Raw genomic sequence first — 12,399 nt, 5'->3', positions numbered from 1 at the left:
GGACCGTGTCACCGGCCGCGACGCCGGCTGCTTCGCGCAGTGTCTGCTCGATCTTGAACCCGTGGCGGCCTGCACCGCCGGGCCCCAGCGTCGAGTGGGCCGTGCCCCGCGCAGGTTACCGTCGACGGTGACCTTGCTGCGCGTGGGCAGCCGTGCGCTGGCGGCGGGCGGCAGCACGAAGAACGTCCACGTCGCGGTCTTCGGCGTGGCCGTTCGCAGGCGTCGGGCCGTGAAGCGGATCGGGTGGACTGCACGTATGCGGCGACGACAGGTGCGTCGCGCATGACCCACGGTCCCGGAGGCGGACCAGCGCACCTGTCGGCTCGACGCCACGCGCGCTCGATCACTTCAGCAGTTGAGATCGTATGTCGTCGCACGTCGCACGTCGCACGTCGAAAACGCAGACGCAGACGCGAAGATCAAACTGGATCCCAGCGTGCGCTGGGATGACGGGCTGAAGGCTCGCAGGCCGGTGTCCAGTCGAGCGCGACCGATTTCCACGATCTCGCATCAGCATGCGCCTGCGAAGACTTCGCAACTGGCCTGCTCCACCCACAGAAAGTCCCGACCCGCATCGCGTCGACGCCCGCACGCCCGCAGTACGATCTGCATTCCACACGCGGAAGACACGCATGACCTGGTCCGCCACCCAGTACAGCCGTTTCGAGGAGGAGCGCACGCGCCCGTCTCGCGATGTCGTCGCCGCCATCCCGCGCGACAGCGCGGCGTATGCGGTCGATCTGGGCTGCGGTCCCGGCAATTCCACGCAGGTGCTGGCCGCGCGCTATCCCGACGCGACGATCCTCGGCATCGACAGCGCCGACGACATGATCCGCGCCGCACGCGAACGTCTGCCGGACGTCGCGTTCGACGTCGCCGACATCGCCAGCTGGCGCGCCGAACGCCCGGTCGATGTCATCCTCGCCAACGCGTCGCTGCAGTGGCTGCCCGATCACGCGCAGCTGTACCCGCAGTTGCTGGCGCAGCTCGCCGACGGCGGCTGTCTCGCCGTGCAGACGCCGGACAATCTCGGCGAGCCGCCGCATCGCGTCGCGCAGACGCTCGCGGCATCGCCGCGCTGGTTTCCGCGTATCGGCCATGTGCAGCATCCCGACCGCCACGACGCCGCGTGGTACCACGCACTGCTGACGCCGCTGTGCAGTCGCGTCGACATCTGGCGCACGACCTATTTCCATCCGCTGGCCGATCACGCCGCCGTTGTCGAATGGTTCAAGGGCTCCGCACTCGGCCCCTATCTCGCGCCGCTGGACGACGCGGAGCGCAGCGAATTTCTCGATGCGTATTGGGACGGCATCACGCGCGCGATGCCCGCACAGGCCGATAGCAGCGTGCTGCTGCCGTTTCCGCGTCTGTTCGTCGTCGCGCAGGTCTAGCGGGACGCGAACTGCGTTGCCGCACACGCGTGGTGCGGGAGGCAGTCCGCCTGCGAGGAAGTCGATGGAAAGCTCGACTGCGGCAGGTCGATATCGATCGGTTTGCGGAGCATCCATGCAGCGACGAATGCGAACACGAACATCGCGACCAGAAGCATCACGCATGCACCCAGCAGGATCTTGATTCCACGCGACATCGGCGCCGTGCGCCGGCGCGGGTAGCCACATTGGGGGCAGGCGATCGCCTGGTCACTGATCTCGCGTCCGCACTCCTTGCATTGCACCAGAGCCATTCGAATCTCCTGTCGATGAAGGGATCGCGTCTGCACGACCGACCGGACGACGCAAGCACCAGCCCCAGACTAACGCCTGATCCAAGGTGTCATCACATCCGCACGATTCTTTCATGCGGCCTTTGCAAACGCCGCCACACACTCGCCGTTCCCTTTCAAAGGAGTGACCCGCATGGGCCTGTTCTCGAAAATCGCCGACCGCATCTTCGGTCGCAAGGATGCACCCGCGCCGACGTCCAAGCCTGCCGCGCCCGCCAAGCCGGCGGCCGTGATCTTCACCGGCAGCGAGAACGATCCCAAGGTGTCGCCGCCGTCGCACAATCCGGCGCCCGCCGGGCCCGTGCCCGCGCAGCCGGCCGAACCCGTCGATGTCGAAGCGGTGCTGACCGCGCTCGCCGCCGAGAAGGGCGGTGCCAGCGACTGGCGTCGTTCGATCGTCGACCTGCTGAAGCTGCTCGATCTCGATTCCAACCTCGAGGCGCGCAAGGAGCTCGCGGCCGAGCTCGACGTCAACGCGGGCGCGCACGGCAGCGCCGAGCAGAACCTCGCGCTGCACAAGGCCGTGATGCGCAAGCTGGCCGAGAACGGCGGCAAGGTGCCGGACGATCTGAAGGACTGACCGGTCGAAACGACATGTAGAAAAGCGGGCCGGCGCCTCACACGCGCCGGCCCGCTGCATTCAATCCGCACCGCGCGACATGATCAGCCGCGTCCCGCAGGTTTCACCAATACATCGATCGCGCCATCAGCGCCGCGCGCCGCCCGCACTTCGAACAGCTGGCCGCCTTCGACGTCGGTCATGAAGAACTCGACCGCGCCGTCGGCCGCGAACTGCGGCGGGTGGAAGCTGTAGCCACCACGCTCGATCGCGCCGCGGTGCGCATCGCTGGAAATGTTCGCCTCGGTCTCGGGCACGCGTCCCGGCGGCACGTCATCGCCGAATGCGACCACCGCTTCGGCCCAGAGCGACGGGCTCGCCTCGTCACCGCAGGCGTTGAGGACGCGCGCGAGCGCATCCGTGTCACCACGGCCGACGACTTCGTCGCCGTGCAGCACCGCGTAGGTTTCCGTCAACGCCGACAGCACATTGTTCGAGCGCACGCCCACCAGACGGCATGCGCCTGCCGCGCCGTCCGGCAGGTCAGTCACGACGACATCCGTCACCTGCCATCCATGGGCCTTCGCAGCCGCTGCGGCCACGCGCTTGCTGGTCTCGTCCATCGACTTCGCCGTCGATTCGGTTGGGGTCGCCGCGGGCGCGCCCGCCTGCTGCATGCACCCGGTCGGGGCGACCATCAACAGGCAACAGCCGGCGGCGTGGATCAGCGTGCGCATGGGTCGACTCGAATCCTTTCGCAGATGAAATGGGCGAGGCCGCGCTTCAACGACCGGTGGCTGGTGCGCGGCATGCATCACCACCCTGCAATCTGCACGGCGCGGCGTCCATCCGGGCAGGCCCCAACTGCGCGCGTACGGGATGAACAGGGGCGTTGCGGCGTCATCTGATGCCTGCGACTGGTCGTCGGGCCTGGCGTCGCCCGGCACCTGCATGCCGGCTGGATCACAACCGTCACGTGCCCGCGTTTGCACATCCGCTCGCGTTACGATGCCGGTCCCCACGCCGCACCTCCAGATTCCGCATGAAGGCCCGCACCTCCGACGCATTGCAGGCGGCATGAGCGAGGCGTTTCGCCGTCCGGAGGGACGCGCCCCGTCCCGCAACGAACGTCTGCAGCCGTGGTTCTCCGCGCTGGTCAGCGCCGTGCTGCATGTGCTGTTCGCGTATCTGTTGCTGACCTCCCAGCCGATCGTCTTCAAGACGCCGCAGGGCGCATCGGCCGGCAGCCCGATGGCGGTCGAGTACATCGGCATCACCCCGCCGCAGCCGGTGACCGCGCCAATTGCGAGCCCGCCACCGCAGACGCCGCCCACGCAGGCCGCGCCCGTGACGTCGCGTGTGGTGACCACGCGTGTCGAGGAAGCCGCCGAACCGGTGCCGCCCGACGAGGTCGCGCCCGTCGAAGCCCTCACCGAAGTCCGTCCGCCGCGTCCCGCGCCGCCGGCCCCGGCGACACCGCCGCAACCCGTGCAGTCGCAGGCCGCCGCCAGCCCGCCCGATGCCCAGCGTCGCACGCGCACCTGGGGCCAGCCGCCCGGCATGCTGCCCGAGGCGACTGCGCCGGTGAACGCCGGCCGCGAACGTACCGCGCGCATCGGCCAGGGCCGCGGCCGCGATTCCACGTCCGACCAGCCCAGCCTCGAAGTCGGCGGCTACCAGGTGGTCTACGACACCACCAGCGAAACCCGCCTGCGCGAATGGCGCGACGAAGGTGTCACCGAACTCTTCATCCCGCTGCCCGGCACCCGCGATTACATGGTGTGCCCGCTGGAAACCGCGATCCGCCGCGAGTCCAGCGACTGCCGCATGCTGGCCCCGGAAGATCCGCAGATGGCCAACATCCGCGACGCGCGCGAGGTCATCGGCTTCCATCGCGTGTACCGCCGCGGCGAAGTGGTCTGGCGCGGGCCGGGGCCGTACCGCTGAGCGTTCAGGGTCGCGCGTCACGTGTGTTGCCGTGACCGACGACCCGACCGTGGACAGCTGACCGCGTCGATCGATGCGCTGCGAAGCCGTGGGCGGCTGCCACTGGAGAATGAAAACCTCGAGTCGTGACGATGACCGTTGCTGATCGGTTTAGTTTCTGTTAACCATGCTGCAGCGCGGCATAAAGCGGCCGCAACGGTTACGGAACCCGGGGGGGTCACCACTGCCGAGGACTACGCCATGCATGCCACGCAGCACACGCGCCGCTCAGATCTCTCACGTCTGAGCGTCGCAATCCGGGGAGGAATCGCTGTATCAGTGCTCGCAGCCGGCGCACCCGTCTTCGCGCAGCAATCCCCTCCTGCCCAGGAGGAAGCGGCCACGCTCGACACCGTGTCGGTGCTCGGCAGCCGCAGTCAACCACGGTCGGTGTCGTCGTCGGCGGTGCCGATCGACATTATCGGCGCAGACGAATTCCGCAACCAGGGCGCCACCGACGCGCTCGATCAGCTGCGTGTGCTCGTGCCGTCGTTCAACGTCAGCACCGTGCCGATCGATGATGCATCCAGTCTCGTGCGTCCCGCCAATCTGCGCGGCCTGCCGCCAGACAACACGCTGGTGCTGGTCAATGGCAAACGCTTCCACCGTGCAGCGGTCATCACGTTCCTCGGCCATGGTCTTTCCGATGGCGCGCAGGGCCCGGACCTGTCGGTGTTTCCGTCGCTGTCGCTGGGCCAGGTAGAGGTGCTGCGCGATGGTGCCGCCGCGCAGTACGGCTCCGATGCGATCGCGGGCGTGATCAACTTCGGTCTCAAGGAACTGCGTGAGGGCGGTACGGCCGAAGTGTTCGCCGGGCAGTACTACGAGGGTGACGGATTCACCACGCAGTACTCCGCGCAGATCGGGTTGCCGCTGACCGAGCGGGGATTCGCGACGTTGACCGCCGAATGGCGTCAGGCCGATGCCACCTCGCGCAGCGTCCAGCGCGACGATGCCGCGGCGGCGATCGCGGCAGGCTATCCGGGCATCGGAAATCCCGCGCAGATCTGGGGCTCGCCCGAGGTCAAGGAGGACTTCAAGTTCGTCGCCAATACCGGCATCAGCACGGACGTCGCCGATTTCTACCTGTTCGGCAACTACGCCAAGCGCGAGATCGATGGCGGCTTCTACTTCCGCGACCCGACCGCACGTTCGGGCGTGTACTCCAACGACGGTGGCGAGACCCTGCTGGTGGGCAGTCTCAGCGGTACCGGTGTGTGTCCCACCATCGCACTGCGTGACGCCGATGGAACCCTGTTGCCTTACGCCGGTGTGAGCGCGGCCGTGGGTGCGCTGCCGGCCGATTGCTTCACCTTTCTCTCCACGTTGCCCGGTGGATTCACGCCGCGCTTCGGCGGCGAGCTCGAGGACGTCTCCATCGTGGCGGGTGCGAAAGGCGCGTGGGGCGAGTGGTTCTGGGATGCCAGCGCGACCTATGGCCGCAACCAGGTGGACTTCACCATCCGCAACACGGTCAACGCCTCTTTGGGTCCGAACCAGCCTGCAGGTCTGGTCTTCCGCCCCGGTGGCAACGTGCAGACCGAAACCGGCGTCAACTTCGACCTGGGCCGGGATTTTGAAACCGGCTTCACCGTCCGGCCGCTGAGCGTCGCCGCGGGTCTGGAGTGGCGCAAGGAAGAGTTCGAGATCAGTGCCGGCGACAGCGCGTCCACCGCCATCGGTCCGTTGACCGCGCAGGGCTTCGCGCTCGGCTCCAACGGATTCAACGGTTTCAGCCCGCGCACGGCCGGGACGTTCGATCGCGCGAACTGGGCGGTGTATCTGGATACGGAAGCGCAACTCACCGAGCAGCTGCTGCTCGCCGCCGCGGTGCGCTACGAGGATTTCGACGATTTCGGCACCACCACCAACGGCAAGCTGACCGGCCGCTACGACTTCACCGACACCTTCGCATTGCGCGGTGCGGTGAGCAGCGGCTTCCGCGCGCCCACGCCCGGGCAGGCCAACGTCAGCCAGATCACGACCGCGTTCCAGGGCAGTGGCCTGGTCGATATCGCCACGCTGCCGCCAACCAATCCGATTGCCGCTCTCAAGGGTGCGCAGCCGTTGACGCCGGAAGAATCGGACAACCTGTCGTTCGGTCTGGTGTGGGACAGCGGCAACTGGCTGGTGACCGCCGATGCCTATCGGATCGAGGTCAAGGACCGCGTTGCCCTGAGCTCGAGTTTCGAACTCACAGATGCCGAACGTGCGCAGCTAGTGGCGTCGGGCAACCCCGAAGCGGCCTCACTGACATCGGTGACCTATTTCGGCAACGCGTTCGACACCACCACCAGCGGCATCGACCTGGTGACCAGCTACGAGAGCGATCATTTCGGCGGCACCACCACCTACGCGCTGGCCGGCAACTGGAATCGCACGGAAGTCGACCGGTTCAACGCCGACTTCGTCGACGAGGCACGCGTCTACAAGATCGAGGAATCGCTGCCCAGGACCAAGGGTTACTTCAGCATCAACCACCAGCGCGATGTCTTCCACGCGAATCTTCGGTTGAGCTACTACGGCTCGTGGTTCGAAGATCACGTGGACAGCGGCGTGATCGCGATCGAGGACGGTGGCCTTCCCATCGACAACGGCAGTGCAACCATCGTCGACCTGGAGGTCGGCTGGAAGTTCGCTTCCGGCCTGTACGTCAACGTCGGCGCGCAGAACCTGTTCGACCGCGTGCCACGCGACAATCCCTGGGGTGCATCGGTGGCCGGCGCCGCGTATCCGGTGCATTCGCCTTACGGATTCAACGGCGGTCTCTACTACGCACGGGTGGGCTGGAACTTCTGACCGCGGAGGTCCGCGCGCGGCGATCACGTCGAGGCCCCACGCGGCAGAACATGCGCGCTCCGATCCGGAAGGGTCGGGGCGTTCGCATTTCTGGACGCGTCCGAACCGCGCCACGTCCGCGTCCGAAACGCCGCCCGGAGAACCGCCCGCAGCGCGTCCGCAGGTGAAGGGGCCGGATGATCGGGGAGCAGCGACGATCGCGCGGCCGTCTTGATCCCGCATCGACGCCCAGGCGGCACACTGCCCGTCCACACCGGAGACGCCGCATGCCGCGCAACGCCCGTCATCTGCTGGCCCTCGTGATCGCCGCCTGCCTGGCTTCGGGCTGCAGCCGATCCGATAACGCTGAAACCGCCGCGTCTCCCGTAACGCCCGACGCAGCCGCAGCCACCGCCGCGGCGACCGATGATCCCGCGCTGCGCAGCTACTACGAAGGCCTCGTCGCCACGCACGGCGAAGACATCGCGGCCTGCCCGCAGGCCGAGTCACCCGATGCGCAGGCCTGCGCCGACAGCGATGTCGCCGGCCTGCCATCTGCACCACGTCGCGTGCTGCTGATGCTCGATGCGTCCGGCTCGATGGCCGGCCGCCAGGGCGGCGAGACCAAGCTCGTGATCGCGCAGGACGCGCTGCTCGATTTTGCGCGCCGTATCGAAGGCGACGCGCAGATCGCGCTGCGCGTCTACGGGCACCGCGGCGGCAACCGCGAACAGGACAAGGCCGCGTCCTGCCGCGCCACCGAACGTGTGCTGCCCTTTGCCCCGCGCGACGCGGCGGCATTCGAAACCGCCGTGCGGTCGTTCCAGCCCAGCGGCTTCACCCCGATCGCCGCGTCCTTGCAGGCCGCCGCGCGCGACTTCGCCGATGGCGGTGCGAACGCCGAGGGCAACGTGGTCTATCTCGTTTCCGACGGCATCGAAACCTGCGATGGCGATCCCGCCGCGGCCGCGCGCGCGTTGCAGGCCAGCGACATCGGCGTGGTCGTCAACGTGATCGGCTTCGACGTCGATGCGCAGGCCGAACAGCAGCTGCGCGGCGTCGCCGAAGCCGGCGGCGGGGAATATCTCGCCGCGCAGAACCGCGCCGATCTCAACGCGCTGTTCAACCGGCGCCTCGCCGCGATCAATGCGCATTTCAACTGCCGCATCAGTGCCGCATCGAACGCGTTCAACCGCACCGTCGGCACGCATGCCGAGCGCTACAACTGCCTCGTCGACAAGGCCAGCCGCGAGTTCAACGCGATCGTCACCGCCACCTCCGCCGACTACAACGCAGGCCGCGCGACGGCCGGGCAACGCAGCTACGCCAACGACCAGGCCAGCGCCAAACGCGACGGCATCATCGAGCCAGCCAAGGCGGAACGCGAGGCAGCAGTGTCGCGATCCAGCAACGCGCGCGACGCCGGCGTGGATGCGGCGCGCACCGACCGCGAAGCGGCGGCGCAGGACGCACGCGACGGCGACAGGCGTTGACCCCGGCAGCGCCGTGGCGCGGATGCGCGTCTCTCCACCGGCGCACGCCGCGCGCGAACCTGATCCTGTCATTCGCATGACCGTCGACGCCCTCGATCCGCGCGCACGACACGTGGTCTGCCACGATGCCGCACCGTTCGCCGTAATGCGCCTGCCATGATCCGAATCCTGTCTGTCCTGATCGCGTTGTCGCTGCTCGCCGGCTGCGCCAGCCGGGCGCCGTTGCAGATGCAGCGCAGCCCGGACGATGTGCGCGCGGAGATTCTGCGCAAGCTGCCCGCCCGCCTGGACGATCGGCAGGGCTGGGCGAACGACGTCTATGTCGCGCTCACCGCGCAGGACATTGCGCCCACTAGCGAACATCTGTGCGCGGTGCTGGCCGTGACCGAGCAGGAGAGCACCTACACCGCCGATCCAACGGTGGCCGGCCTGCCGAAGATCGCGCGCGCCGAGATCGAACGCCGCGCCGGTGCGCTGCACGTGCCGGGGTTCCTGCTCAACGCCGCGTTGCGGCTGGATTCGCCCGACGGCCGCACCTACGCGCAGCGGCTGGAACGTGTGCGCACCGAGCGCGAGCTCAGCGAACTCTATGAGGACTTCATCGGCGTCGTGCCGCTGGGCGGGCGGCTGTTCGCCGGCCTCAACCCGGTGCGCACCGGCGGACCGATGCAGGTGCGCATCGATTTCGCGCAAACGCACGCGCGTGGCTACCCGTATCCCATGGACCGCGACATTCGCAAGGAAGTGTTCACCCGGCGCGGCGGCCTGTATTTCGGCACCACCCATCTACTGGGGTATGAGGCGAACTACGACACGCCGCTGTACCGCTTCGCCGATTTCAACGCCGGCTGGTATGCCAGTCGCAACGCGGCTTTCCAGAACGCGGTGACACAAGCCTCGGGCATCGAACTCGCCCTGGATGGTGACTTGTTGTTGCCGGGCGCGAATCTCGACGCCCCCGGTGCCACCGAACGCGCCGTGCGCGCACTCGGCGGCCGCATCGGCATGAATGATGCGCAGATCCGCCGCGCGCTGCAGCAGGGCGCTGAACTCGACTTCGAAGACACCGATCTATATGCCCGCGTCTTTGAACTCGCCGATAGCGCCGCCAGCGCGCCGCTACCTCGCGCCGTGCTGCCGGGCATCGTGCTGGACAGCCCGAAGATCACCCGTACCTTGACGACCGCGTGGTTCGCCAACCGCGTCCAGGAACGCTGGGAACGCTGCATGCAGCGCTGAGTCAGGCGCGGCGACACCCAGCCGCGACCGCGATCTCCTGTCCGCGCCGGTTCGCCACGTCGGCATGACGCGCCGCGTGCCACTCCGCCGACTTCCGTTGATCGAAAGCAGGTGTCGGAACACGGACCAAATTGGACTGTCCGTGATTCCGCCGAACGCACGCCGCCGCCCACCGGTTAGAAATCGATCGAAGCCGACAGCTTGAAGGTGCGTGGCGCGCCCTGCAGCAGATCCGGACGGAAGCTGTCGAACGCGGATGCCCAGTAGCGTTCGTCGGTGATGTTGTCGATGTTGAAGCGCAGCGTCAGCGGATGGTCGCGGACGAGCGTGACGTAGCGCGCGCCGATGTCGAATCGCGTCCAGCTGTCGAGATGTGTGGTGTTGGCGAGATTGGCCGCCTGTTCGCCGGTGTGGACCGCGCGGCCGGTCAGGGTCAGCGCGGGCAGGGCGGGCACGTCCCACTCGACGTTGGCGTTGACCAGCAGGTCGGGCACGCCGACGGCGTCGTTGCCCTGGTTCAGACCGCCCACGGTGCGGCGCAGCTCGGTGTCCAGGATCGAGACGCCACCGATCATGCGCAGCCCATCGACCGGCGTGGCTTCGGCGCTGAATTCGATGCCGCGATTGCGCTGTTCGCCGAACGGTCCGAAGCGCAGGGCGTCCAGGGTGGCAGGGTCGGGCTGCAGGAATGCGGTCTCGCGGTCCGTCTGGAACAGCGCGACACCCGCGGCGAGGCGCGCGTGGCCGAACTTGACGCCGACCTCGGTCTGACGGGACACGTACGGCTTCAACACCTCGCCGGCATTGCTGACCGGCAGCGGTGCGCCGCCGCCGGGATTGGCGCCGCTGACCGGCGCGGTACCGCCCTGCACCAGCGACTCGATGCGGTTGGCATATAGCGACATGCCGTCGATGGGCTTGTAGACGACGCCGAAGACCGGGGTCACGTCCTGTTCGTCGTATTCGGCGGTCAGCGCACCGGTCACGTTGGAGTAAGAACGCACGTTGATCTTCTGCAACCGTGCGCCGGCGGTCAGCAGCACGCGGTCATCGAGGAAGCCGAGTGTGTCCGACACGAACGCACTGGTCAGGCGCGTCTTCGAAATCGGGAACGGATCGGACAGATCACCACCGACGAACGACACGGTCGACGGCCGCACCGTGTCCACCGGGTTGTACAGATTGGTGGGCATCGCGTCGGCGTAGAACTCGAACGCGTTGCGATTGGTCAGCCAGTTGGCCGACACGCCGACATTGAGTGCGTGGCTGACCGGGCCGGTCTCCAGTTGCGTGCGCAGGCCGACGGTCGCCGCCTCGTTGTTGTCGGTGCGCGGGATGAAGGAGCCGCTGACGCTGGCATCGCCGGTGTCCGCATCCAGCAGCGTGAGCGAGCTGTAGAACCCATCCTCGCGGCCGTCGCGTGCACCCAGTGCACCGTAGAGCAGCGTGTGTTCGCCGATGTCCCACTCCGCGCGCAGCTGGCCGAACACGTCGCGCAGCTCGGTGTACTGCCACGGCTGGCCGTAGTTGAGGTCCGCATCCGGCACCCGCGGCACCACGTCGTTGACCGTCACCTTCGGGCGCAGGCGTTCGACGCGGATGTCCTGGTAGGCCAGGTCCAGCGACGCGCGGAAACCGTTGCCGGTGTAGTCCAGCGCCAGGCCGAGCACATCGGACTGGCGGTCCTCGTCGTCGATCGCCACATCGCCGCCGCGGGTGGCGCCATTGACGCGCACTCCCCACGCCGCGTCGCCGCCGACGCGCCGTGCAATGTCGAAACTCGCGCCCGAATGGCCGGGTGAGGTGAAGCCCAGCGTGACCCGATTGAGCGGCGTGTCACCCGCCCGCTTGGGCACCAGGTTCACGCTGCCGCCGATGCCGGAGCCGCCGGGCGCGGCGCCGTTGAGGAATGCGCTGGCGCCGTTGAGCACCTGTACGGATTCGTAGAGCTCAGGCGCAACCAGTTGCCGCGGCAGGATGCCGTACAGGCCGTCGTAGCCGATGTCGTCACCGGCCAGCGCGAAGCCGCGCACGACGAACTGCTCGGCCGCGTTGCCGAAACCGTAGGTGGTGCGCACCGACGGGTCGTTCTCGAGCACCTGCCCCAGCGTCTGCGGCTGCTGGTTGAGGATCAACGCCGCGTTGAAGCTGCGGATGCCGAACGGCACGTCCTCCGCCGCCTGCTCGCCGAGCACGCCCACACCGCCCGCGCGGCTGACGCCGGTCTGGTTGCCGCGCTGCGCCGTGACGATCACGCGGTCGAGCATGCGCGCTGCGTCATCGGCACGCGGGGACTGCGCATCCTGGGCGAACGCACACGGCGCGGACAGCAATGTTGCGATCAACAGTGCCAGATGGCATCGGCGCGGATGGCGGTGGGACATGGTCAACTCCGGAAAGAAAAAACACGCAGATCGGACAGGGAGAGGTAGGCGGATCACGAACGCCGGGCCGCGCGTGCCCACAGCACCGCTGCCACGGGCGCTGCAAGGCCCAGCCATGCAAGGCCGTCGCGCCAGCCGTCGCCGGTGAGCGCGCTGACCAGCCCGACGAGCCCCGCCACGGCGATCACCGCCGGCACTGCGAAGACGTGGCGCAGCGTGCGGTGCTGCTTCATC

General features: G+C 67.9%; 9 protein-coding genes. 6 read left to right on the top strand and 3 right to left on the bottom strand.

Annotated elements, in window-relative coordinates; all coding sequences use genetic code 11:
• The first annotated feature begins 632 nt into the window (after window positions 1-632).
• A complete protein-coding gene (gene tam, locus ACZ9YD_RS11875) occupies window positions 633-1,394 on the top strand; it encodes a trans-aconitate 2-methyltransferase (RefSeq protein ID WP_465075416.1) in 762 nt (253 codons plus the stop codon).
• A 465-nt stretch (window positions 1,395-1,859) separates the two neighbouring features.
• Window positions 1,860-2,306 (top strand): DUF3597 domain-containing protein, encoded by a 447-nt coding sequence (locus tag ACZ9YD_RS11870; protein WP_465075415.1) that lies wholly within the window; start codon window positions 1,860-1,862, stop codon window positions 2,304-2,306.
• An 83-nt stretch (window positions 2,307-2,389) separates the two neighbouring features.
• Here the strand turns inward: ACZ9YD_RS11870 and ACZ9YD_RS11865 are convergent, their stop codons facing one another.
• The gene (locus ACZ9YD_RS11865; protein WP_465075414.1) at window positions 2,390-3,022 is read right to left on the bottom strand and encodes a hypothetical protein; all 633 of its coding nucleotides are present in this window, start codon (window positions 3,020-3,022) and stop codon (window positions 2,390-2,392) included.
• Window positions 3,023-3,362: 340 nt separating this feature from the next.
• Between ACZ9YD_RS11865 and ACZ9YD_RS11860 the strand changes: the two genes are divergently transcribed.
• The 4 genes from ACZ9YD_RS11860 (at window position 3,363) to ACZ9YD_RS11845 (ending at window position 9,781) form a co-directional block, all read left to right on the top strand.
• Window positions 3,363-4,232: a type II toxin-antitoxin system RelE/ParE family toxin gene (locus ACZ9YD_RS11860; RefSeq protein WP_465075413.1), complete on the top strand. Its 870-nt coding sequence runs from the start codon at window positions 3,363-3,365 to the stop codon at window positions 4,230-4,232.
• 318 nt (window positions 4,233-4,550) lie between these two features.
• Window positions 4,551-7,070 carry a TonB-dependent receptor plug domain-containing protein gene (locus tag ACZ9YD_RS11855; RefSeq protein ID WP_465075412.1) on the top strand — a complete coding sequence of 840 codons (2,520 nt, stop codon included), beginning with the start codon at window positions 4,551-4,553 and terminating at the stop codon, window positions 7,068-7,070.
• 266 nt (window positions 7,071-7,336) lie between these two features.
• Window positions 7,337-8,542 carry a VWA domain-containing protein gene (locus tag ACZ9YD_RS11850; protein ID WP_465075411.1) on the top strand — a complete coding sequence of 402 codons (1,206 nt, stop codon included), beginning with the start codon at window positions 7,337-7,339 and terminating at the stop codon, window positions 8,540-8,542.
• A gap of 156 nt (window positions 8,543-8,698) precedes the next feature.
• Window positions 8,699-9,781, top strand: a complete 1,083-nt coding sequence (locus tag ACZ9YD_RS11845; RefSeq protein WP_465075410.1) for a DUF1615 domain-containing protein — start codon at window positions 8,699-8,701, stop codon at window positions 9,779-9,781.
• 176 nt (window positions 9,782-9,957) lie between these two features.
• Here ACZ9YD_RS11845 and ACZ9YD_RS11840 read toward each other — a convergent pair whose 3' ends face one another.
• Window positions 9,958-12,165: a TonB-dependent receptor gene (locus tag ACZ9YD_RS11840; protein ID WP_465075409.1), complete on the bottom strand. Its 2,208-nt coding sequence runs from the start codon at window positions 12,163-12,165 to the stop codon at window positions 9,958-9,960.
• A gap of 53 nt (window positions 12,166-12,218) precedes the next feature.
• Window positions 12,219-12,398, bottom strand: coding sequence for a hypothetical protein (locus tag ACZ9YD_RS11835; protein ID WP_232136423.1), 180 nt, complete (start codon window positions 12,396-12,398; stop codon window positions 12,219-12,221).
• Window position 12,399: the final 1 nt, after the last annotated feature.

This window comes from Luteimonas sp. AC640a (assembly GCF_979256585.1).
Note: the sequence above shows the minus strand (reverse complement) of the source record. Positions and strands in the feature narration are given on the sequence as shown.

Excerpts from the sequence above, each read along its gene's own strand:
- tam (WP_465075416.1), top strand. The coding sequence starts at position 633 with ATGACCTGGTCCGCCACCCAGTACAGCCGTTTCGAGGAGGAGCGCACG.
- ACZ9YD_RS11870 (WP_465075415.1), top strand. The coding sequence starts at position 1,860 with ATGGGCCTGTTCTCGAAAATCGCCGACCGCATCTTCGGTCGCAAGGAT.
- ACZ9YD_RS11865 (WP_465075414.1), bottom strand. The coding sequence starts at position 3,022 with ATGCGCACGCTGATCCACGCCGCCGGCTGTTGCCTGTTGATGGTCGCC.
- ACZ9YD_RS11860 (WP_465075413.1), top strand. The coding sequence starts at position 3,363 with ATGAGCGAGGCGTTTCGCCGTCCGGAGGGACGCGCCCCGTCCCGCAAC.
- ACZ9YD_RS11850 (WP_465075411.1), top strand. The coding sequence starts at position 7,337 with ATGCCGCGCAACGCCCGTCATCTGCTGGCCCTCGTGATCGCCGCCTGC.
- ACZ9YD_RS11845 (WP_465075410.1), top strand. The coding sequence starts at position 8,699 with ATGATCCGAATCCTGTCTGTCCTGATCGCGTTGTCGCTGCTCGCCGGC.
- ACZ9YD_RS11840 (WP_465075409.1), bottom strand. The coding sequence starts at position 12,165 with ATGTCCCACCGCCATCCGCGCCGATGCCATCTGGCACTGTTGATCGCA.
- ACZ9YD_RS11835 (WP_232136423.1), bottom strand. The coding sequence starts at position 12,398 with ATGAAGCAGCACCGCACGCTGCGCCACGTCTTCGCAGTGCCGGCGGTG.